Origin of the sequence: Janthinobacterium sp. J1-1 (assembly GCF_030944405.1) — a bacterium.
Classification (GTDB): Bacteria; Pseudomonadota; Gammaproteobacteria; order Burkholderiales; family Burkholderiaceae_D; genus Janthinobacterium.
Map to the genome: position 1 here is coordinate 2,239,591 of NZ_CP132339.1, position 20,917 is coordinate 2,260,507.

17 protein-coding genes are annotated in these 20,917 nt (G+C 64.4%); 3 read left to right on the top strand and 14 right to left on the bottom strand.

Annotation, left to right across the window (positions count from 1 at the left end; all coding sequences use genetic code 11):
- Positions 1–14: 14 nt before the first annotated feature.
- The 10 genes from Q8L25_RS10195 to Q8L25_RS10240 form a co-directional block, all read right to left on the bottom strand.
- A complete protein-coding gene (locus Q8L25_RS10195) occupies positions 15–3,131 on the bottom strand; it encodes an efflux RND transporter permease subunit (protein WP_308924714.1) in 3,117 nt (1,038 codons plus the stop codon).
- Positions 3,132–3,139: 8 nt separating this feature from the next.
- Positions 3,140–4,285, bottom strand: coding sequence for an efflux RND transporter periplasmic adaptor subunit (locus tag Q8L25_RS10200; RefSeq protein ID WP_308924715.1), 1,146 nt, complete (start codon positions 4,283–4,285; stop codon positions 3,140–3,142).
- Positions 4,286–4,315: 30 nt separating this feature from the next.
- Positions 4,316–5,725 carry an efflux transporter outer membrane subunit gene (locus Q8L25_RS10205; protein WP_308924716.1) on the bottom strand — a complete coding sequence of 470 codons (1,410 nt, stop codon included), beginning with the start codon at positions 5,723–5,725 and terminating at the stop codon, positions 4,316–4,318.
- Positions 5,722–6,501 (bottom strand): CerR family C-terminal domain-containing protein, encoded by a 780-nt coding sequence (locus tag Q8L25_RS10210; protein ID WP_308924717.1) that lies wholly within the window; start codon positions 6,499–6,501, stop codon positions 5,722–5,724. Before Q8L25_RS10210 ends, Q8L25_RS10205 begins: the two co-directional genes overlap by 4 nt.
- A 246-nt stretch (positions 6,502–6,747) precedes the next feature.
- Positions 6,748–8,094, bottom strand: a complete 1,347-nt coding sequence (locus tag Q8L25_RS10215; RefSeq protein ID WP_308924718.1) for a response regulator — start codon at positions 8,092–8,094, stop codon at positions 6,748–6,750.
- A 154-nt stretch (positions 8,095–8,248) separates the two neighbouring features.
- A complete protein-coding gene (locus Q8L25_RS10220; RefSeq protein WP_308924719.1) occupies positions 8,249–8,983 on the bottom strand; it encodes a 2OG-Fe dioxygenase family protein in 735 nt (244 codons plus the stop codon).
- A 161-nt stretch (positions 8,984–9,144) separates the two neighbouring features.
- On the bottom strand, positions 9,145–9,630 hold the full coding sequence (locus Q8L25_RS10225; RefSeq protein WP_308924720.1) for a DUF6702 family protein: 486 nt from the start codon (positions 9,628–9,630) through the stop codon (positions 9,145–9,147).
- Positions 9,627–12,005, bottom strand: a complete 2,379-nt coding sequence (locus tag Q8L25_RS10230; RefSeq protein ID WP_308924721.1) for a M1 family metallopeptidase — start codon at positions 12,003–12,005, stop codon at positions 9,627–9,629. The genes Q8L25_RS10225 and Q8L25_RS10230 overlap by 4 nt, the downstream gene beginning before the upstream one ends.
- A 165-nt stretch (positions 12,006–12,170) precedes the next feature.
- Positions 12,171–12,623, bottom strand: a complete 453-nt coding sequence (locus Q8L25_RS10235) for a MarR family transcriptional regulator (RefSeq protein WP_308924722.1) — start codon at positions 12,621–12,623, stop codon at positions 12,171–12,173.
- Between the two features lie 46 nt (positions 12,624–12,669).
- The gene (locus Q8L25_RS10240) at positions 12,670–13,542 is read right to left on the bottom strand and encodes an oxidoreductase (protein ID WP_308924723.1); all 873 of its coding nucleotides are present in this window, start codon (positions 13,540–13,542) and stop codon (positions 12,670–12,672) included.
- A gap of 112 nt (positions 13,543–13,654) precedes the next feature.
- Between Q8L25_RS10240 and Q8L25_RS10245 the strand changes: the two genes are divergently transcribed.
- Positions 13,655–14,572, top strand: coding sequence for a LysR family transcriptional regulator (locus Q8L25_RS10245; RefSeq protein WP_308924724.1), 918 nt, complete (start codon positions 13,655–13,657; stop codon positions 14,570–14,572).
- On the opposite strand, the gene Q8L25_RS10250 is transcribed toward Q8L25_RS10245, so the two are convergent.
- Both Q8L25_RS10250 and Q8L25_RS10255 read right to left on the bottom strand, forming a co-directional pair.
- Complete coding sequence (locus Q8L25_RS10250) at positions 14,560–15,378, bottom strand: TIM barrel protein (RefSeq protein WP_308924725.1); 819 nt, start codon at positions 15,376–15,378, stop codon at positions 14,560–14,562. The two genes, Q8L25_RS10245 and Q8L25_RS10250, sit on opposite strands and share 13 nt — an antisense overlap.
- On the bottom strand, positions 15,378–16,217 hold the full coding sequence (locus Q8L25_RS10255; protein ID WP_308924726.1) for a phytanoyl-CoA dioxygenase family protein: 840 nt from the start codon (positions 16,215–16,217) through the stop codon (positions 15,378–15,380). Before Q8L25_RS10255 ends, Q8L25_RS10250 begins: the two co-directional genes overlap by 1 nt.
- 109 nt (positions 16,218–16,326) lie before the next feature.
- Between Q8L25_RS10255 and Q8L25_RS10260 the strand changes: the two genes are divergently transcribed.
- Complete coding sequence (locus Q8L25_RS10260; RefSeq protein ID WP_308924727.1) at positions 16,327–17,277, top strand: LysR family transcriptional regulator; 951 nt, start codon at positions 16,327–16,329, stop codon at positions 17,275–17,277.
- Here the strand turns inward: Q8L25_RS10260 and Q8L25_RS10265 are convergent, their stop codons facing one another.
- Together Q8L25_RS10265 and Q8L25_RS10270 are read right to left on the bottom strand one after the other, a co-directional pair.
- Positions 17,278–18,894: a methyl-accepting chemotaxis protein gene (locus Q8L25_RS10265; protein WP_308924728.1), complete on the bottom strand. Its 1,617-nt coding sequence runs from the start codon at positions 18,892–18,894 to the stop codon at positions 17,278–17,280.
- Between the two features lie 264 nt (positions 18,895–19,158).
- Positions 19,159–20,211, bottom strand: a complete 1,053-nt coding sequence (locus Q8L25_RS10270; RefSeq protein WP_308924729.1) for a hypothetical protein — start codon at positions 20,209–20,211, stop codon at positions 19,159–19,161.
- A gap of 196 nt (positions 20,212–20,407) precedes the next feature.
- Between Q8L25_RS10270 and Q8L25_RS10275 the strand changes: the two genes are divergently transcribed.
- A complete protein-coding gene (locus Q8L25_RS10275; RefSeq protein WP_308924730.1) occupies positions 20,408–20,854 on the top strand; it encodes a hypothetical protein in 447 nt (148 codons plus the stop codon).
- The last annotated feature ends 63 nt before the right edge of the window (positions 20,855–20,917 follow it).

The following is a 20,917-nucleotide window of genomic DNA, read 5'->3' on the forward strand; positions in this document are numbered from 1 at the left end:
TTGCGTGGTGTCGATCAGTGCTTGTCGAGCGCCACCTTGCCTTCCATCGCTGGCGCCGGGTGGCGGCGCAGCTTGTCCCTGACACGCTTGAGCAAATGTTCCAGGTCGTCGATATAGGTGAACACGGCCGGCACCACCAGCAGACTCAAAAGCGTCGAGGTGATCAGGCCGCCGATCACCGTGATCGCCATCGGCGAACGGAAACTGGGGTCGGCGCCCCAGCCCAGCGCCAGCGGCATCATGCCGGCGCCCATGGCGATCGTCGTCATCAGGATAGGCCGGCTACGCTTGTGGCAGGCGTCGACCAGGGCGTCGAAACGGTCCATGCCCGCCTCGCGCGCCAGGATCGCATAGTCGACCAGCAGGATCGAGTTCTTGGTGACGATCCCCATCAGCATGATCAGGCCGATCATCGACGGCATCGACAGCGCGCTGCCGGTGATGAGCAAGGCCACGAAGGCGCCGCCGATCGACAGCGGCAGCGCCGCCAAAATCGTCACCGGCTGCATGAAGTCCTTGAACAGCAGCACCAGCACGCAATAGATGCACAGCACGCCGATCAGCATGGCCAGGCCGAAGCTGGCGAACAGGGACGCCATCTCCTGCGCGTCTCCCAGTTCGGCGATCTTCACGGACGCGGGCAGGTTCTTCATCGACGGCAGCGCGCGCGCTTCCTCGTTCAGCTCACCGAGCGTGCGCGAACCGAGTTCCACGTCCAGGGTCACGTTGCGGCTGCGGTTCAGGCGGTCGATCTGGGCCGGGCCGCTTTCCATGGTCACCGTGGCCACGTTCGCCAGCCGCACCGGGCCATTCTTGCCGGGCACGGTCAGGCGTTCGATGGCGGCCAGGTCGGCGCGCACGCTGTTGGGCAGCTTGACGCGGATCGGCACCTGGCGTTCGGGCAGGTTCATCTTCGTCAAATCGGTGTCGTAGTCGCCGGCCGTGGCCACGCGCACCGTTTCGCCGATCGATGCCGCGGTCACGCCCAGGTCCGCCGCCTTGGCAAAGTCGGGCCGCACGATGATTTCCGGGCGCACCAGCGAGGCGCTGGAGTTCACATTGCCGATGCCGTGCAGGCCGCGCAGTTCGCGCTCGACTTTTTGCGCGGCCGCCATCAGCGCGACCGGGTCTTCCGAACGCAGCACCAGCTGCATCTTGACGCCGGTGTCGGGTGGCCCCACCGTAAAGCGCGCGCCGGGAATATTATCGAGCTTGCCGCGCAACTGCGACTCCAGCCCGGCCATCGATTCCTTGCGGTCGGTGCGGTGCACAGTGGTCAATGTCAGCACGGCGCGGCGCGCTTCGGCCGCGGCGCCCGGCGCGAACGCGTCGCCGCTGGAGCCGCCACCGATGGAACTGAACACGCCCTTGATGCCGGGCACCTGCATGGCCGCGTTGCGCGCCTGGGCCGCCACGGCCTGGGTTTCGGCCAGGGTGGAGCCGGGCGGCAGTTCCAGGTTGATCTGCGTCTGCGCGCGGTCGGCGGCCGGCACGAAGCCGGTCGGCAGCAGCGGCACCAGCGCGATCGAGCCGGCAAAGAACACCATCGAGGCGAGCGCCGTGATGCCGCGATGATTCAGGCACCAGCGCATGGTATTGAGGTAGCGCGTCATCAGCCAGCCGTCCTGTTCTTCCTTGTGCGCCAGCGGCTTCAAAATGTACGCCGCCATCATCGGCGTCAGGAGCCGCGCCACCACCAGCGAGGCCAGCACCGCCAGCACGGCGGTCCAGCCGAACTGCTTGAAGAACAGGCCGGGAATACCGCTCATGAAGGCCGTCGGCAGGAACACGGCCACCAGCGCAAAGGTGGTGGCGATCACCGCCATGCCGATTTCATCGGCCGCTTCCATCGCCGCCTCCATCGGCGACTTGCCCATGCGCAGATGGCGCGAGATGTTTTCGATTTCCACGATGGCGTCGTCGACCAGCACGCCGACCACCAGCGCCAGCGACAGCAGGGTCACCGTATTGAGCGTATAGCCGAACCAGTAGATGCCCAGAAAAGCCGGCATCACCGACAGCGGCAGGGCGGCCGCGGCCACCAGGGTGGCGCGCCAGTCGCGCAGGAACCACCACACCACCAGCACTGCCAGCAGCGCGCCTTCGTACAGCAGCTCCATCGAGCCGTCGAAGTTTTCCTCGACCGGGAAGGCATTGTCGATCGACTGCTGGATCACGATGCTGGGGTTTTCCTTCTGCAGGTCCGCCACCGCTGCGCGCGCGCCATTGGCCACCGCCACTTCGCTGGCGCCCTTGGTGCGGAACACTTCGAAGGCCACCACCCGCTTGCCATCCTGCTCGGCCAGCGCGCGCGGTTCGGCGATGGTGTCGCGCACGTTCGCCACCTGGTCGAGGCGCACATGGCGCCCGTCCGGCAGCGGAATATCGACGCGTGACAGTTCTTCCGCCGTTTTCACGGTGGCGATGGTGCGCACCGACTGCTCGGCGCCGCTGACGTCGCCGCGTCCACCGGGCGCCTCGCGCTGCACCAGGCGCAACTGGCGCGACACGTCCAGCGCCGACACTTTCAGGGCCGCCATGCGCGCGTCGTCGAGTTCCACCTGGATTTCGCGGTACACGCCGCCCAGGCGCGTGACGGCGCCCACGCCGGGTACTGTCAGCAGTCGCTTGGCGACCGTGTTGTCGACATACCAGGACAGGTCGGGCGCATCGAGCGGGTTGTCGACGCCGGCCTTGGGCGAGGCGATAAAGGTCAGCACCACCCGGCCGGCTGTGGAGGCCTTCGTGACGGTCGGGTCGCGCAGTTCGGCCGGCATGTCGGCCTTGACGCGCGCCACCGCATCGCGCACGTCGTTGACGGCTTCGGCGATCTGCTTTTCCAGGATGAATTCGACGGTCACCGTGGCCACGCCGTCGAGCACCTTGGTATAGATGTTCTTGACGCCTTGCAGGGTGGCGACCGAGTCTTCGATCTTGCGCGCCACTTCGGTTTCCAGCTGGGCCGGCGCGGCGCCCGGCAGCGAGGCGCTGACGGTGACGATGGGCAGTTCGATATCCGGGAAATCCTGCACCGGATTGGCTTTATAGGCCAGCAGCCCGGCCAGGGTCAGCAGCGCGAACAGCATGATGGCCGGGATCGGATTCTTGATCGACAGGGAGGAAAAATTCATGATTTTCCTTATTTCTTCGCAGATGCCGGAACCGGCTGTACAACATTGCGCACCAGGTCACCATCATTGAGGAAGCCGGCGCCATTGACGACGATGGTGGTGTCGGCCGTGATGCCCGAGACGATCTCGATGCTGTCCGCCAGGCGGCGGCCTGCTTGCACCTTGATCTGGCTGACGCGCTGGTCGCGGTTCAGGCGGAACACATAGCTGAAGCCGTCGCGCACGGCGATCGCCTGCTGCGGTACGGTGAGCGCGCCCGAAGTGCCCAGTTCAAACGCGCCGCTGGCATACATGCCGGCCTTGAACGGTGCATTGCCTTGGCTGCTTGCCGGCAGGTCCACATACACCAGCGCCGAGCGCGTCTGCGGGTCGACCGTCGGCGCGATCATGCGTACCTTGCCGGTCAATACGCTGCCATTGGCGGCCTTCACTTCGGCCAAAGTACCCGGTTTCAGATTGAGCAGTTCGGCCGCAGTCACTTCGGCGCGCCATTCCAGTCGGCCCTGGCGGATCATGCGGAACAGTTCCGTGCCGGCGCCCACCACCGAGCCGACGGTGGCCGAGCGCGACGAGATCACGCCGCTGTCGGGCGCGAGCACCTGCGTGTATTTCAGGCGCAGCTGCTGCGCCGCCAGCTGCGCCTTGGCTGAGGCGATGCGGGCGTTGGCCGTTTGTTCGGCCGTCAGGTACTGGCTGATCTGCTGGGCGCTGATGGCGCCCGTGGTTTGCAGCGAGCGGGCGCGCGCCGCGTTGGCCGACGCTTCGGCGGCATTCGCTTCCGCTTCCAGCACCGCCGCCCTGGTCTGCGCCACGTCGGCGTTGACGGTGTCGTTCGAGAACACGGCCAGCACCTGGCCGGCGCGCACCACGTCGCCCACATTGACGCGCACGTCGGTCAGGCGCAGGCCGTTCGATTCGCTGCCGATAATGGCTTCCTGCCAGGCGGCCACGTTGCCGTTGGCGGACAGCTTGATCGGCAGCCTGCTCGTTTGCGGCCTGGCCGTGGTGACGGTCAGGGCCGGCTTTTGCACGGCGCTTTTATCTTTTTCATCGGCGGCGGTGGAAGAGGGAGCGTACAGCGCCACGCCGGCGCCGGCCAGCACGCAACAGGCCGCGATGGCCACGGTAATCGGTTTGAATGTCAGTGTTTTCATGTTCTGGTCCGTCAAAAGGGGGGCGCAATATCAGGGTGCGGTGGTGTTCTGCGTGGCGTACTGGCTGGCGTTCCAGCCGCCGCCGGCGGCGCGGTACAGCGCCACCCAGGCGCTGCTGCGGTCGCGCTGCAGCGTGACCACGGTGTTTTCGGCGGCCAGGCGCGTGCGGCGCGCGTCCTCCAGTTCGATCAGGCTGGCCAGGCCGTTCTTGTAGCGGTCTTCGGTCGCCACGAACGAGACGCGGTAGCCGGCCAAAGCCGTCTGCGCGTGGCTGCTGCGCGCGTCCGTGCTTTGCAGGTTCAGCAGCGCTTCCTCCACTTCGCGCACGGCCTGGCGCACGCCGGCGCGATACTTGACCACGGCTTCGTCATAGCGCGCCACGGCCGCGTCGACCTGGGCGCGGCGGCGCCCGCCGTCGAAGATCGGCAGGCTGACGGCCAGCGGTCCGATGCTCCAGGTGCTGCCGGTGATGCTTTCGCCGCCGGCGCGGATATTGCCCTTGCCAATCGATCCGGCCAGGCTCAGACGCGGGTAGCGCTGGGCTTTCGCGCCACTGACTTCAAAGCTGGCGGCCGCCACTTCGCGCTCGGCGCTGAAGACGTCGGGCCGCTGGGCCAGGGTTTGCGCCGGCAGATTGCCGATGGCCACCGGGGCGGGCGTGACCAGCGGCGCGGCGGCCAGCCTGGCGCGCAAGGTCTCTTCCGGCATGGCTGACAGGGCCACCAGCGCCTGCACGCCCACGTCGCAGGCGGCGCGCTGTTCGATGGCGCGGCTGGCGCCTTCGGCGGCGCTGGCCCTCGCCAGCGCGGCATTGGCCGGCGCCTGGAAGCCGGCGTCGGCGCTCAATTGCGTCAGGCGCGAAGTATCGCTGCGCGAGGCGGCGTCCTGTTCGGCCACGTTTTGCAATGCGCGGCAGGCGCGCAGGCTGTAGTACTGGTTCGCCACTTCGGCCGCCACCGACACGCGCGCGTCGTGCCAGCCGGCTTGCGCGCTGTCCAGGCGCGCTGAGGCGGCGTCGCGCGTGGCGCGGTTGGCGCCGAACACGTCGATTTCCCATGACGCCTGCAGCGCCGCCTGCGAGGTGGTGCCGCCCGGCTGGGCTGACTGCTGGCTGGTGCGCACCACGCTGCCGGTGGCGTCCAGCACGGGACCCAGCGCCGCGCCGCTGGCGACGCGGTCGGCGCGCGACTGCAGGATGCGGGTGCGGGCCGTGGCAATCGTCGGGCTCACTTGCTGGGCGTCGGTGATCAGCTCGACCAGCAGGGCGTCGCCCTGCTGTTGCCACCAGCTGGCCAGGTCGACCACATTGCCGTTGTGCGGCAGCGGGGCAATCCAGTTGGCGGGGGCGCTCGCCGCCACGCTGCGTGGCGGCCCCTGCACGGCGCAACCTGCCAGCGCCAGCAGCATGCTGGCGGCCAGGGCGTATTCAGACTTTCTCATGCTGGTCCTTTTGCGGTATCGGTGGATGAATCGGAGGGAATGGGATGCAGGCGGGCGCGCTCGACTTCGGCCATCGCCAGCGCATAGTCGACCATGCGCCCCAGCCAGGTCTCGGCGGCCTGCGGCGTGGCCATCAACTGCGGGCGCAGCGTCTGGATGACTTCGGCGCCCACCATATGCTGCAGTGCCAGCGAGGCGATCGAAAAGGCCAGCCGGTGCATGTCGTCGCTGTCGGCGTCGGCGCCCAGGTGGCGCGCCAGCACCCGCACAAAGGCGTCGTGCTCGGGGCGGATATTCTGGTCGATCTCGCGCGCCCACAGGCCGGTGGGCTCGAGCATTTCGCGGCACCACAGGCGCATGGCGTCGCGCGCCATGTCGCCCTGCTGCATGGGCGCGAGCATCTGCGCATAGAAGCCCTGCAGGCTCTGGCGCAAGGTGAAGTGAGGCTGGTCGAACAGCGCGATATTGCTGTGCGGGTCGCTCGACTGCTCGGCAAAGGCGGCGCGGTACAGGCCGGCCTTGTCGCCAAAATAATAACTGATGGCGGCCGCATTGGCGCCGGCCGCCTGCGCCAGCTCGCGCGTGGAGGTTCGGGCATAGCCTTGTTCGGCAAACAGGCGGATGGCGCTGCGCAGCAGCCGCTCGCGCGACTGTTCGCCATCGGAGCGCGGCTTGCGCGCCACGCAGTGGCCGAACAGATTGCGCCAGCCAGGCTGGCACGCCGGCTCGTCGCTGGCAGTGGCTGGCGGTGCCGGCGGGTGTGAAGGTTTTTTCATGCCTGGAATTAAATCACATAACTAAAACAAATGATATAACTTAATCGTTTGATTCACTTACGAAATTCCAGGCAAAAAAAAGCCCGCGGGTTGAATCGCGGGCTGAATCCAAATGTTCGGAGAACGACTTGGAGGAGACAAGTACACTATAGCGCTAAAAATGGTGCAGTGCAATACCGTAGAACTACGGTGACGGTTTGATCATATTATCCAAACGCTTATATTGCGTTGCACACATAGCCGTCATCAGCTACGCAGGGCCAGTGTAAAAGTGCTCCCTTGTCCGTAGTCGCTGTTGAAGAACAGGGCGCCGCCGATGGCGTTGGCCAGGTTCTGGCACAGGTACAGGCCCAGGCCCGCGCCCTCCACGTGGCGGGTGGAGGTCGAATCGAGCTGCGAGAAGGCCTGGAACAGTTTGGCCTGGTCTTCTTCCTTGATGCCGGCGCCGCTGTCGGTAATGCTCATTTCGGTCACGAGTGCGCCGTCTTCCTCGCGCCGGGCCAGGCTGATGCGCACGCTGCCCTGTTCCGTAAACTTGATGGCGTTGTTGAGCAGGTTGATCAGGATTTGCGTCAGCGCGCGGCGGTCGGTGTCAATCACCACCTTTTGCTCGCCCGCGTCCACTTCCAGCAGCAGGCCTTTTTGCTGCGCCAGCGGGCGCAAGGTTTCGGCCACTTCGGCGATCAGGTCGTGGCAGGGCACGGGCTCGATCGACAGGGTCAGCTTGCCCGCCTCGATCTTGGCCACGTCGAGGATGTCGTTGATCAGGGACAGCAGATGGCGCGCGCTGGCGCGGATGGTGGTCAGCTGCTTGTCCTGGTCGGCCGTCAGCGGCCCTGGCAGTTTCATCAGCAGCGCGCCCGTAAAGCCGATGATGGCGTTCAGCGGCGTGCGCAGCTCGTGCGACATATTGGCGATAAAGGCCGATTTCATGCGGCTCGCTTCGGCCAGCTCCAGGTTCTTCAGGGCGATTTCGCGGTTGGTCGTTTCCAGCTCGGCCGCGTGGTGGGCCAGGCGCATGTTCAGCTCGATCACCTGGCGCTCGCGCGCCTGCAGCTCGCCATTGACCTGCACCGCCTGTTCATAGGTCGAGATCAGGAGGTCGAGGATCTGCTGGCGCTCGGCATTGATGAAATGCTTCTGGTCGCCCAGGTACAGCGCGATGCCGATCTCGACGTTCTGGTTCTTGCGCAGCTTCTGGTTCATCAGCATGTGGCTGATGCGGTTGAGCAGATAGTCTTCCGCGTACGGCTTGCGGATGAAATTGTCGGCGCCGCATTCGATGCCGCGGATGATGTCCTTCGGGTCGTTGAGCGAGGTGACCAGGATCACCGGGATGTCGCGCAGGGTCGGGTCGGCCTTGATGGCGCGGCACAGGTCGTAGCCATTCATTTCCGGCATGACGATATCGGACAGCACCAGGTGCGGCTTGCGCTCGCGGATGGCGGCCAGGGCCAGCTGGCCGTTGGCGGCCACGCGCGCGTTGTAGTGCAGTGACTGGATCAGGCGGCGCAAGCGCTCGGCCTGGGTCGGGCTGTCTTCGACGATCAGGATTTCGATTTCGTCGGGCTTGATCTGGTTATTGGAGTCCACGGACCTCTCCTCGCTTCATGGTATTTGAATGCCGGGCGCGGTCGGCGCCCAGTATAGACATGCTGTGACTATATCGGATTTAGCCCATTAAAAGTAACTTCAAAGTAACTTCAGGGTAACTATTTCGGCCGTCCGCGCAGGCCGTGACAGTCTGTTAGTTTTCGCCCTGGAATTGCCCGGCACGGTAGGTCAGCACCAGCGTGTCGCGGTGGCCGGCCGTGCCGATGGGCTGGATCGGCGTCGACTCGTGAATGACGGCCGCGTCGTCGAGCAGCAGCAGCGACCACGGCTCGGTCAGGGTAAAGCGCTTGCCATTGGGACCATCCGCTTCGAAGATGCGCGTCTCGCCGCCCTTGATCGACTCGCGGCCAATCAGCAGCACGGCGACGAAATCGACGCCGTCGCGGTGCGCGCCTTCCGGCGTCGGGCGGCCGATGCCGTCGGTGGTGTCGATGCGGAACTGGTGCGCCTCGATGAACCACGGTTGCGCGCCCTTCACTTGCGAACAGATGTCGCCCAGCGCCACGATCAGCTGGTGCCAGGCCGCTTGCGCGGCAATCGCCGGCTCGACCGGCTCGAACAGGCGGTGCATGCCGCCATGCAGGGCGTTGTATTCGACCGGCTGCCAGTGCGCGCGGTGCGGCGTTTGCGCCAGCGTACCGCCGTCCTGCACGAAGCAGGAGTGGCGCCGGCGGCGGTAGCGCCCGCCATCCTTCAGGTAGTTGTCGAGCGCGAGGTCGTCCCAGCTCGGTTCCAGCGCACGCAGCTCAGCCAGGGTGCAGCCGGCCAGGGCCGCCACGTCCTGCGGGCGCAGCACGGCATAGCCATCGTTGCGCAAGGCGCCGGCAAGGTGGGACGGGTCGTTGAAGATCGGTGCGGCAGTGCTCATGTCGGTGCCGGCCGCGGGGCGGCCGCTATCAGGTTGTCCAGGCAGGCATTCTAATACCTGGACGGCCATCGTGTGGCGGGGGGAGGGGATTTCTTGATATGGGGGCTGGCGGTGGTGTCGGATTACGCGCGGCTGCGCCGCGCTAATCCGACCTACCCGACCTACTTGATGGGTAACTCAACGTTTTTCTGGTCAAAGAACAGCGTCTGGATCTTCTCGCCGTCCTGCACATTGAGGGTATTGCGCTGGCCGGGCAGGAAATCGGTCAGCAGCTGGTGGTGGATGCGCGCGCCGGGTGCCAGGCGGGTGCGGGGGATTTCCTGGAAGATCACCACATTGTCGGCATTGACCTTGATGCCGACCCAGTCCAGGCGCAAGCGCTTGCCGTTGGCGGCCGTGATATGAAACTGCTTTTCCACGTAGCGGCGCAGCGCCGCTTCGCTGTCCTTCTGGCCCAGGTCGAACTGGCGCTGGTAGACCTGGGTCAGCAGCGCCTCTACGTCGTGGCCGGTATAGGTGTGGACGATTTCCGTGCTGCCGCTGGCCGGGTTGTAGCTGATGTCGGCGATGCCCATATGGTAGTTATGGGCAAAGGCAGCCGTGCTGGCCACAGCCAGCGTCAGCGCCAGCAGGGCAGCCTTGATCACGACTCGCCGTCCTTGTCGCCCGCTGCGCCTTTGGCTTTCAAGGGCGTATTAAAGTCGCGCATCAGGTTTTCCTTGGGCGACTTCTCGCTCTTGAACAGTTCCAGGCGCGACGGCGTCAGCTTGCGCGGCCAGCTGTTGTTGCTGGTGTCGATGTCGGCCGTTTCCCAGTACGGGTCCTGCACCAGGCCCACCATCGGTTCGTCCGTGATGACGACCTTGGTGATTCTCTTCGGCGAGTAGCGCCACACTTCGGCCGGCACGCGCTCGATGTATTTCTTGCCGCTTTTCAGTTCGATCTCGAGGATCAGTGGCATCACCATGCCGCCCAGGTTGGACAGGTCGACCAGGTACAGATGCTTGCCCTGTTTCAGCAGTTCCTTTTCCCACGGTTCCAGGCTGGCGATCGCTTCGGCGTAGGCGTTGCGGTCCTTGTTGGTGACGGTGTAGTCGTCGTGCTGGTTATAGAAATCCTTCAGCTCCGGGTGTGCGTCGACCCGGCGCGGCATGCCCTTGTTGGCGCGGTCGGTGACCGATTCCGGCTGGGCCGCTTTCTGCGCCTTCTTCCAGGCTTTTTCCGTTTCCGGATTTTTGCTGCTCACGCCGTATTCGCTGATGCCGTCGATGCTGATATCGACCGCGTCGGTGGTGTAGAACCAGCCGCGCCAGAACCAGTCCAGGTCGGTGCCGGAGGCGTCTTCCATGGTGCGGAAAAAGTCGGCCGGCGTGGGGCGCTTGAACTTCCAGCGCTGCGCATATTCCTTGAAGGCGTAGTCGAACAGCTCGCGCCCCAGTATGGTTTCGCGCAGGATGTTCAGGCCGGCCGCCGGCTTGGCGTAGGCGTTGTTACCGAACTGCAGCAAGGACTCGGAATTGGTCATGATCGGCACCTGGTCTCGGCTACGCATGTAGTCGACGATCTCGCGCGGCTCGCCACGCGAGGCCGGATAATTTTCTTCCCATGCCTGCTGCGCCAGGTACTGCACGAAGGTGTTCAGGCCTTCGTCCATCCAGGTCCACTGGCGCTCGTCCGAGTTGATGATCATCGGGTAGTAGTTGTGGCCCACTTCATGGATGATCACGCCGATCAGGCCATACTTGGTGCGTTTCGAATACGTCAGTTCGCCCGTTTTTTTATCCTTGACGGGGCGCGGGCCATTGAACGAAATCATCGGGTATTCCATGCCGCCCACCGGGCCGTTGACGGAGATCGCGGTCGGGTAAGGGTAGTCGATGCTGTACTTGTTGTACTGTTCGATGGTGTGGACGATGGCTTGCGTGCTGTATTTTTCCCACAGCGGATTGCCTTCCTTCGGATAGTAGGACATGGCCATCACGTCGCTGCCACCCTTCTTGTAGCCCTGCGCATCCCAGATGAACTTGCGGCTCGAGGCCCAGGCGAAATCGCGCACATTGGCGGCCTTGAAGTGCCAGGTCTTCTGCGCGCGGCTGACCGATTTTTCGGCCGCTTCGGCTTCCTTCTGCGTGACGATGATCACCGGCTTGTCGCTGGTGCGCGCCTTGTCCAGGCGCTCGCGCTGGGCCGGCGTAAGGACATCCTGCGGGTTTTGCAGTTCGCCGGTGGAGGCCACCACATGGTCGGCCGGCACCGTCAGCTGCACGTCGTAGTCGCCGAATTCCAGCGTGAATTCGCCCGAGCCCAGGAACTGCTTGTGCTGCCAGCCGGCCGCATCGTAATAGGCGGCCATGCGCGGGAACCACTGCGCCACTTCGAACAGGGCGTTCTTGTCCTCGGCAAAATACTCGTAGCCGGCGCGCCCGCCCAGCACCTTCTGTTCGTTGATGCGGTAGTCCCAGTCGATCTGGAACACGAAATCCTGGCCCGGTTTCAAGGGTTGCGGCAGGTCGATGCGCATCATGGTGCGGTTGATGACGTATTTCAAAGGCTGGCCATCGGCGCCCTTGAGCGCGCGGATATTGAAGCCGCCCTGGAAGTCGCCGCGCGCCAGGATGCCGCGCAGGCCTTCGAATTTCATGGTGTCTTCGCCGGCCGTCTTGGCCCAGGCCTGGCGCGAGGGCGCGGTGGCCATGCGGCGCGCGTCGGAGTCCGGCTTGTAGATATTCTGGTCCAGCTGCACCCACAGGTAGCCGAGGGTATCGGGCGACTTGTTATGGTAGGTGACGGTGCCGCTGCCGGTGATTTCGCGTTTCGCTTCGTCCAGCGTGGCGCGGATCGTGTAGTCGGCGCGCTGCTGCCAGTAGGCGTGGCCGGGCGCGCCGGAGGCGGTGCGGTAGGTGTTCGGGGTGGGCAGCAATTCTTCCAGCTGGCGAAATTTGTCGTCGAAGGGCTCGGCGGCAAAGGCGGAAACGGTAAAGCAAAGAGCCAGGCAGGCCGCGGAGCCGGAAAGAATGCGCATGTTCACCCTGATATTGTTGTAAAGAAATAGTGGCGACTATTCTAAACGCAGGGGAGACTCTGCCTTGTATCGATTTGTAATAAAGAAAGGCGGATTTTGTGCCAGCTTTTGGCTGGCGCCGTGCATGCCGGGATTCGCCTTATTTTGCTTGGAAAAAGCGCCGGTTTACTCACTTTTCATCAGGCTGGCACGCAACTGGTCGAGCTGTTGTTTCATATCTACAACTTGCGCCACGCTGCACTGGCTGGCCGTCAAAATCGCTTCCGGCAGCAGCGCCGCCTGCTCGCGCAACTCGCTGCCCGCGTCCGTCAGCGTGATGATGACTTGTCGCTCGTCGCTGGCGGCGCGCGTGCGGTTCAACAGGCCGGCCTGCTCCATGCGCTTGAGCAGGGGCGTGAGGGTGGCCGAGTCGAGGAACAGGCGCTCGCCCACCTCGGACACGCTCAGGCCGTCGCGCTCCCACAACACCATCATCACCAGGTATTGCGAATAGGTCAGGCCCAGCTTGCGCAGGAGCTTGCGGTACAGCTTGTTCATGGCAAGCGAGGTCGAGTACAGCGCGAAGCACAGCTGGCTGTCCAGGCGCGGCACCTGGTGCAGGGGGTTGTTGGTATCCATCTGCACAGTATATATGGCGCGCGATCTAATTACAAGCGATTTGCAATCAAGTTGCAAGCGACGCCAGTGCGGCCAGCGCTGGCGCATCGAGCGTCAGTCCACCGGCGGCGACGTTTTCACGCAGATGGGCCACCGACGAGGTGCCGGGGATCACCAGCATGTTCGGCACGCGCTGCAGCAGCCAGGCCAGCGCCACCTGCATCGGTGTCGCCTGCAGGCTGGCCGCCACCTGGCTCAAGGCATCGGACTGCAGCGGCGAAAAACCGCCGAGCGGGAAGAAGGGGACATAGGCGATGCCTTGCGCGGCCAGGCTGTCGATCAGCGCGTCGTCGACCCGGTGCGCCAGGTTGTAGTGATTCTGCACGCAGACAATCGGCGTGATGGCCTGCGCTTCGGCCACTTGCGCCGCATCGACATTGGACAGGCCGATATGGCGTACCAGCCCTTCCCGCTGCAGTTGCATCATGGTTGCCAGCGGCTCGGCCAGCGAGGAGCCGTCGGCGCCGTCCAGCCCGGGTGCGCGCAGGTTGACCACGTCGAGCACATCGAGGCCCAGGTTGCGCAGGTTGTCGTGCACGGCGTCGCGCAGTTGCTGCGGCGAGGCGGCCGGCAGCCAGGACTGGTCGGCGCCGCGCACGAAGCCGATCTTGGTGACGATGGCGAGACCGTCGCGGTAAGGGTGCAGCGCTTCGCGGATGATCTGGTTGGTGATGTGCGGGCCATAAAAATCCGAGGTGTCGATATGGTTGATGCCCAGCTCGATGGCCTCGCGCAGCACGGCCACGGCGGCGGCGCGGTCTTTCGGCGGACCCCACACGTGGGGGCCGGCCAGCTGCATGGCGCCGTAGCCGATGCGGTTGAAAACGAGATCGGAACCGGCGGGCGTGAACTGGTGCTGATTGGGAGAATAGGTGGTCATGGCTGCTCCTGTGGGGTGGATCGGGATACGGGAACAGTCATGGTAGCGCCGATGGCGCTGTGTGATAATCGGGGCAATCGCGCACAGGCTGTGCGCATTTACGCACAATCATATGCATCCATCCAGTCCTTCCATGGCCGACCTGGCCACCTTTGCCCAAGTACCCCAGCACCAGGGTTTTCGCCAGGCCGCGCGCCTGTCCGGCCAGTCGGCGTCGGCCATGAGCGAGGCGGTGCGCCGCCTGGAGCAGCAGCTGGGCATCCGCCTGCTGCTGCGTACCACGCGCAGCGTGACGCCGACCGAGGCTGGCGCGCTGCTGCTGTCGCGCCTGCGGCCCGCCTTGAGCGAGGTGGCCGGCGCGCTCGATGTGCTGAACGATTTGCGCGACAGTCCGCGCGGCAGCTTGCGCCTGAACGTGCCGGTCAACGCGGCGCGCTTCTTCCTGCAGCCGATGGTTGACCAATTCCTGCGCGCCTACCCGCACATCGTGCTGGAACTGGTGGTCGATAATAATTTCGTCGATATCGTCGCCAGCGGCTGCGACGCCGGCATCCGCTATGGCGAGCGGCTGGAACAGGACATGATCGCCATCCCGATCGGCCCGCGCACGCAGCGTTTCGCGGTGGCGGGCGCGCCGTCCTACCTGGCGCGGCGCGGCGTGCCGGCGCATCCGCGCGACCTGCTGCAGCATGACTGCCTGCTGGGGAAATTCTTGAGTGGCGCGATTCCGGCGTGGGAATTCGAGCGCGACGGGCAGAAGGTGAGCGTGGAGCCCGGCGGACCGATTATCGTCACGCCGACGGCCTTCGATTTTGCGGTCAGCATGGCCATCGCCGGCCATGGCCTGGTGTATCTGTTTGAAGAATGGCTGCAGCCGCATATCGATGCGGGCCAGCTGCAGCCGGTGCTGGAGGACTGGGCGATGCCGTTTCCCGGCCCGTTTCTATACTATGCGGGCCGGCGCCATCTGCCGGCGCCGCTGCGCGCGTTTATCGATTTCGTGCAGGCCAATTTTGCTCAATCGGCGTAGCGCTGGCGCAGCAGGTGCAGCATCGCCACATTCTGCTGCCACGCATCGGCAACCGGCTGCTGCGTCCAAGGCAGCGTTTGCAGATACGGCGCCGGGCCGAATTCGGGCGTAAACGTCAGCAGTTCGGCGCCGGCCGCGCGTCGCAGCGCCACGATCTGGTCCCACCAGGACAGGTGGGCGTCCAGCGCCTCCCTGGCTTCCGGTGCGCGGAAGTCGGCCACCTGCGGCCCTTGCGCATGGCCCACGCGCGCATGGATATGGCGCACCTGGGGCAGGGTGCGGGCCAGCGTGTGCGGTTGATCGGCCAGCAGCGATTCGCAGGCGCAGCACCAGTGCGACAGGTCGGCCGTCAGGGGCAACTGCGGGAACTGGTCCAGGTAGGGCAGCAGCAGCATCGGGTGGCCGCTGAAACGGCTGCGGTGGATTTCATGCACGATGGGCACGCCGTGCCTGTCCGAAATGGCGGCTGCCAATTCGATCAGTTCGGCGTTTTGCGCCTGGCTGTAGTAATCCTTGCCCGTGTGCGTGTTGACCAGCACGGGGCGCGCCAGGCAGGCGTTCTCCAGCAGTTCGGCCAGCGCGGCGCGATGCTGCTTGAAATCGCTGTGGAACACGGTCTCCCACTGCGCGGCGATCAGGGCCAGGCCGGCGTCGGCGATGCGGCCGGTCCACTCCTCGCGCAGGGCCACGTCCAGCGGCAGCGACATCTCGATGCCGTCGAAACCGGCCGCCAGCACCTTGTCGATAAACACGGCGGCCGGCAGCTCGTTATTGCCCCACTGCGGCGCAAAAATCTGGATACGCATTACTCGAAACCCCGCACCGGCAACGAGGCGTCGCGCTGTATCCAGTTATGCGCCGCGTATTCGGTCTGGCCGTCGGTGGCGTGTAGCGTATAGGCGTGGCGCGAGACGGGCGAGCGGTTCGGCGCGCTGTAGTGCGGCAGCAGGCCGTGGAAGCAGACCAGGGCGCCGGCCTTGACTTCCAGTGGCACGGCGGTGCTGTCGTCGGGCCAGGGCGTCGCATCGAGTTTTTCCACGCGTACCTGGTCGCCGTTGCGGATAAAGCGTTCGCGCAGCGGGCCGCGGTGGCCGCCCGGTTCGGCCCACAGGCAGCCGTTGTCCAGGGTCGCGTCTTCCAGCGCGAACCAGAAGGTGGTCACGCTGATCGGCGTGGTTTCAAAATAGGTGGCGTCCTGGTGCCAGCGCACTTCGCCGCCGATGCCGGGCTGCTTGAAGATATACATCGATTGCCACACTTGCGCGTCGGCCAGGCCCAGGTCGCGCGCCACTTGCGCCAGTGCCGGATCGGCGGAAAAAGCGCGGAACACGGGGTCCAGGTCGTGCATGGCGTGGCCGATCTTGTTGATCGACAGCGACTTGGCCTGCTTCAGCTGGCCGTCCGGGCCGAACGCTTCTTCTTCAAAAAAGCAGCGGATGGTGTTGTCGGAGGCGAGAAAATAATCGTTGGTGTTTTTCGCCTGATCGCGCGTGGTGAAAATCGACTGGCTGACGCTGGGATCGAATTCGTTGACAATCTGCTCGGCGCGCGCACGCAGGGCGGCGATTTCATCGAGGCTCTTGAAGCCGGGCAGCACCAGGTAGCCGTCGCGTTGGTATTGTTCTTTTTGTTCAAGTGTCAGCATGGCGGCGGCTCCGGAAGGTGATGGAAGACGCCATTGTAGGATGGGTGTGCATGGCAAACAATCGATCATCGGTTGACAGATTGTCGCCAAAACGCAGACAATCTTTGATATGGATCAATTGCAAGCGATGGAAATTTTCGTGGAAGTGGCGCAGCAGCGCAGCTTCACCGTGGCCGGCCAGCGCCTGGGCCTGTCACGCGCCATGGTCAGCAAGACCATCATGCAGCTGGAAGACAAGCTCAACGCCCGCCTGCTGCACCGCTCGACGCGCGAAGTGAGTTTGACCGATGCGGGGCGGGCTTATCTGGCGCCGTGCATGGCCACCGTCAGCCAGGCGCAGGAAGCGGCCCGTTCGGTGGCGCAGGTGGTGCAAACGGGCGCGGCGCTGGCCGGGCCGCTGCGCATCCAGGCGCCGTCCAGTTTTGGCAGTGCCTGGTTGGCCGACGCCGTGGCCCGCTTCAGCCTGCTGCATCCGCAACTGCGTGCCGAGCTGTTTGTCGACGACGCGCTGCTCGATCCGATACGCCACGGCTTCGACTTGACCATCCGCGTTGGCGGCATTCCCGACAGTAGCGCGCTGGCCATGCGCCCGCTGGCGCCGTGCCGCGCCGTGCTGTGCGCCAGCCCCGCCTACCTGACGCAACAGGGCATGCCGCAAACGCCGCAAGATTTATTGAATCACCAGTGCCTGCATTTCAGCCACCTGACCGATGGCACCAACTGGCATTTTCAACGGGGCGAGGGAGAGCAGCGTGAAGAGGTCAGCGTGCGCGTGCAGGCGGGCTTTACGGCCAATAACGGCCTGGTGCTGCAGCAGGCCGCAAAGCAGGGCCTGGGCATCGTCTACAGCACCACGTTTCTTGCCTGGCGCGCGTTGCTCGACGGCAGCCTGGTGCCGGTGCTGGCCGGCTGGTCGCTGCCGCTGAACTATCTGAGCGCGCTGTATCCGGCCAGCCGCCAGTTGTCGCCCAAGGTGCGCGCCCTGATCGACTTCCTGGTGCTTGAGTACCAGCCGGCGCCGCTATGGGACCGCGAGCTGGCGGCGGCCGGGATTGTGTAGCTACGCCGCCAGACGCTGGCGTTCGCGCCGTGGCGGCGCCGGCCGCTGCAAGGCCGGCGTGCCGGCCGCACCGGTCTTGAACACCGCCATCGCCTGCGCCAAGGTACCCGCCTGCTGCTGCATGCTTTCGGCCGCCGCCGACGATTGCTCGACCAGCGCCGCGTTCTGCTGGGTCATTTGATCCATCTGCGTGATGGCCATGTTGACCTGCTCGATGCCGGCGCTTTGCTCGGCGCTGGCGGCCGTGATCTCCGCCATGATGTCGGCCACCTGGCGCACGCTGGTGACGATTTCTTCCATGGTCTTGCCCGCCTCGTCGACCAGTGCGCCGCCTTGCTCGATCTGGCTGACGGAGTCGCCGATCAGGGTCTTGATTTCCTTGGCCGCGCCGGCGCTGCGCTGGGCCAGGTTGCGCACTTCGGTGGCGACCACGGCAAACCCGCGCCCTTGCTCACCGGCGCGCGCCGCTTCCACCGCCGCGTTCAGGGCCAAAATATTGGTCTGGAAGGCGATGCCGTCGATCACGCCGATAATGTCGGCGATCTTGCGCGAGCTGTCCTTGATGCCGTTCATGGTGGTCACCACCTGCTCGACCACGCTGCCGCCGCGACCGGCCACGCCGCTGGCCGAAATCACCAGTTGATTGGCCTGGCGCGCATTGTCGGCATTTTGCCGCACGGTGGACGTCAGCTCTTCCATCGAGCTGGCGGTTTCCTCCAGTGAACTGGCTTGCGATTCGGTGCGGCTCGACAGGTCGGCATTGCCGGCGGCGATTTCCTGCGAGGCCGTATTGATGGTGTCGCTCGAGCCCCGCACCTCGCTGACCATGCCCGATAGCTTGCCGTTCATCTCGCCCAGCGCGCGCAGCAGTTGCCCCGCTTCGTCGCGCGCCGAGCTGGTGACGGTGGAGGTCAGGTCGCCATCGGCCACCTGGCGCGCCAGCTGCACCGCTTTTGCCAGCGGTACCGTGATCGAGCGCGCCAGCAGCGACGCGCATACCAGCACGAACAGCACCATCAGCACCGTCAGGGCCAGCATCAGGTTGCGGCTGGTTTCATAGATCTGCTGGATTTCCTGCGCGCGGCGGTTGAGGTCGTCGCGTTCGTATTGCAGCAGCTCTTTGATCTTGTCCGCATAGTTTTTTGCTACCGGAGAAAATTTGCTGTCGACCAGGGTCGAGGCTTTTTCGGATTCGCCCTGTTTTTTCAGCGCCAGCACTTCGTCGCGCGACGACAGGTATTGCTTGCGCAGTTCACCGAGCTCGCCCCATATCTTTTGTTCTTCCGGCGTATTGATGGATGGCTCGATCAGTTTTTGCAATTCCGACGAGTTGCGCGTCGATTCGGCGATATCGGCGGCGAAGAATTCGTTGAGCGAACCGTCGCTGCTCTTGGCAATCGCCAGGCTGCGGCGCACGCCGGCAAAGACATTGCGGTACCAGTCGCTGATATGGCGCTCGCTGGCCAGCGGCTCGTCGAGCAACTGGCGGGTCGACTCGGCCACCGTATGCAGGCGGGCAATACCGATGCCGATCGCCAGCAGGGAACACAGCAGTACCACGGCAAAGCCCAGCAGCAAGCGCCTGCCGATGGTGATGTTATTGAGAAAAGAACGCATTGCAGCTGACTCCAAAATGAGTTTGTTCGGGATGCAGTGCGCCTGCCTGCTCCTGAAGGGGGCTGGCGCTGGATAGACGGGGGTGGGGTCATCACTGCGGAGCGCAGAATATATATCAACTATTTTCCGTGCGGAAAATTTTATGTAATTAATATCTCATTTTGATACGCAGGTGTTGTATCAATGTTGAATATCGGCGCAGAAGAGAGTTTTTCCCTGCCTTTTGGCAGGGAAAGCGGAAGATGGAAGGGCCGGAAGGGTGGCTCAGACTTGCCAGGCGCCGTCGGCGTAGACGCGCTCGTCGTCGAGGTAGACGGCTTCGGTGACGGCAAAGATATCGACGTGGTAGCGCGCGTCCTTGCGCTTGAACTGCGGCTTGGCGTAGACGCCGTGCTTGGCGCCCAGCGACAGGTGGATGCCGCACATGCGCTCGTAGGTGCCGATATCATTGACCAGCTGTTCGCGTGTAAAGGCGCGGTTCATGCCGAAGCCCAGTTCGCGTACCCAGACCTCGCCTTCGTGGGCGCGGATAATTTCCAGCATGTCGAGGAACTCGGGCGTGGCGTTCTCGGTGCCGGCCACGCGGCCTTTCTCGACGATCAGGGTAATCGGCGTAGCGGGGCGGTTGACCATGAATCTGGTATCGCCGAACACGAAAATGCGCACGCGGCCGTTGACGGCTTCCAGGTCTTGCGCCTCGGTAAATACCTCGCCCAGCGGAAACTGGCCGCCGATATTGTTCATGCCGCTGTAGTCGCCGATATTGAGCTTGGCCGATTCGAACGGCGAGGCGAACACCAGCTGCTCGCCGCCGCTGTCGACCATGCCGTGGCGGGCGCGGTCGATGCGCTGTTTCAAGGCGTGGCCGACGCCGCGGTAGTAGGCGGGGTCGTAGGCCAGCGAGGCGATATAGTGCAAGCCCTGCACGCCAGGCATGCGCGACAGGTGCACGTGCTCGATCACCTTCAGGCCGCGCTTGAACAGTTCGATGCGGATGCGGAACGCTTCCAGGCGGAAGCTGGTCGACTGGATCAGCACCACCAGGCTGCCGGCCGGCAGCGCGGCAAACGCGGCCAGCACGGCGTCGGGCGTGACCTCGTCGAAATCGATCAGGGCCGCCTCCGGCAGGGCTTGCCGGTAGGCGTCGGTCAGCACCAGGTTGAGCCAGCTGCGCTTGTCGCAGACCAGCAGCGCCGGTTCGTCGGGCCGGTGGCAGATGGCCATGGCCAGCAGGTCGGCCACGTTTTGCGCGGCCACTTCGGTGGCGGCGGCGCTGATGGCGTCTAGCCGGCTGGTGTCATTGTCTGGAAGCGTCATGGTGGGAAAGTCGGGGCAGGTAAGCTGGAACTGCGCATTATAAAGCGCCGGCTGCCTGCCTTGCCATTGGCCATCGGAACCATGGCCGCCGACTGATTACCTTGTGTAGTGCCTAGTGGCAATGTATTATTTGTAAAACAGCCTGCCGCCGACGGTGGCAGTGCGACATCAACAGAGTAATGTTAAGAGTGCTGCGATGAGCTTGATTGGACAAGATATTCCGATGGAACGGCCCGATACCGATGGCCGCGCTGCCCTGCTGGTGCCCGTCACCGGCGTCAAGGAAGATGTCCTGATGACGATACGCAAGGGCGCCGCCATTGTCGGCTTCGCCAACCACGACCGTACCGTCACCGTCTATTTCGAGAGCAACCGCTTCGACGACCCGGTACTGGCCAAGTGGGAACACAAGGCGCGCAAGGCCTACGACCGCCTGGTCGAGAACGCGCCCACGGTATCGAAACTGACCACCAGCCAGACCAACTTCGAGCAGATCGGCTATATCAACGGCAAGGGCATCACCATCCGCCGCATGGACAGCCTGAAACGCTGGCTCGAATATTCCGATGCGATGGCGTCTTGCCCGGAGACGGAGATCGTGCCGAGAACGGTCATTGCCAAGGTTGATGTTGTCAAAGCCTAGGGCGGTTGATAAAAAGCCCATGGCGGCGTTGCGTTCGCCTCGCCGTACTGGCGTACTGTCTTC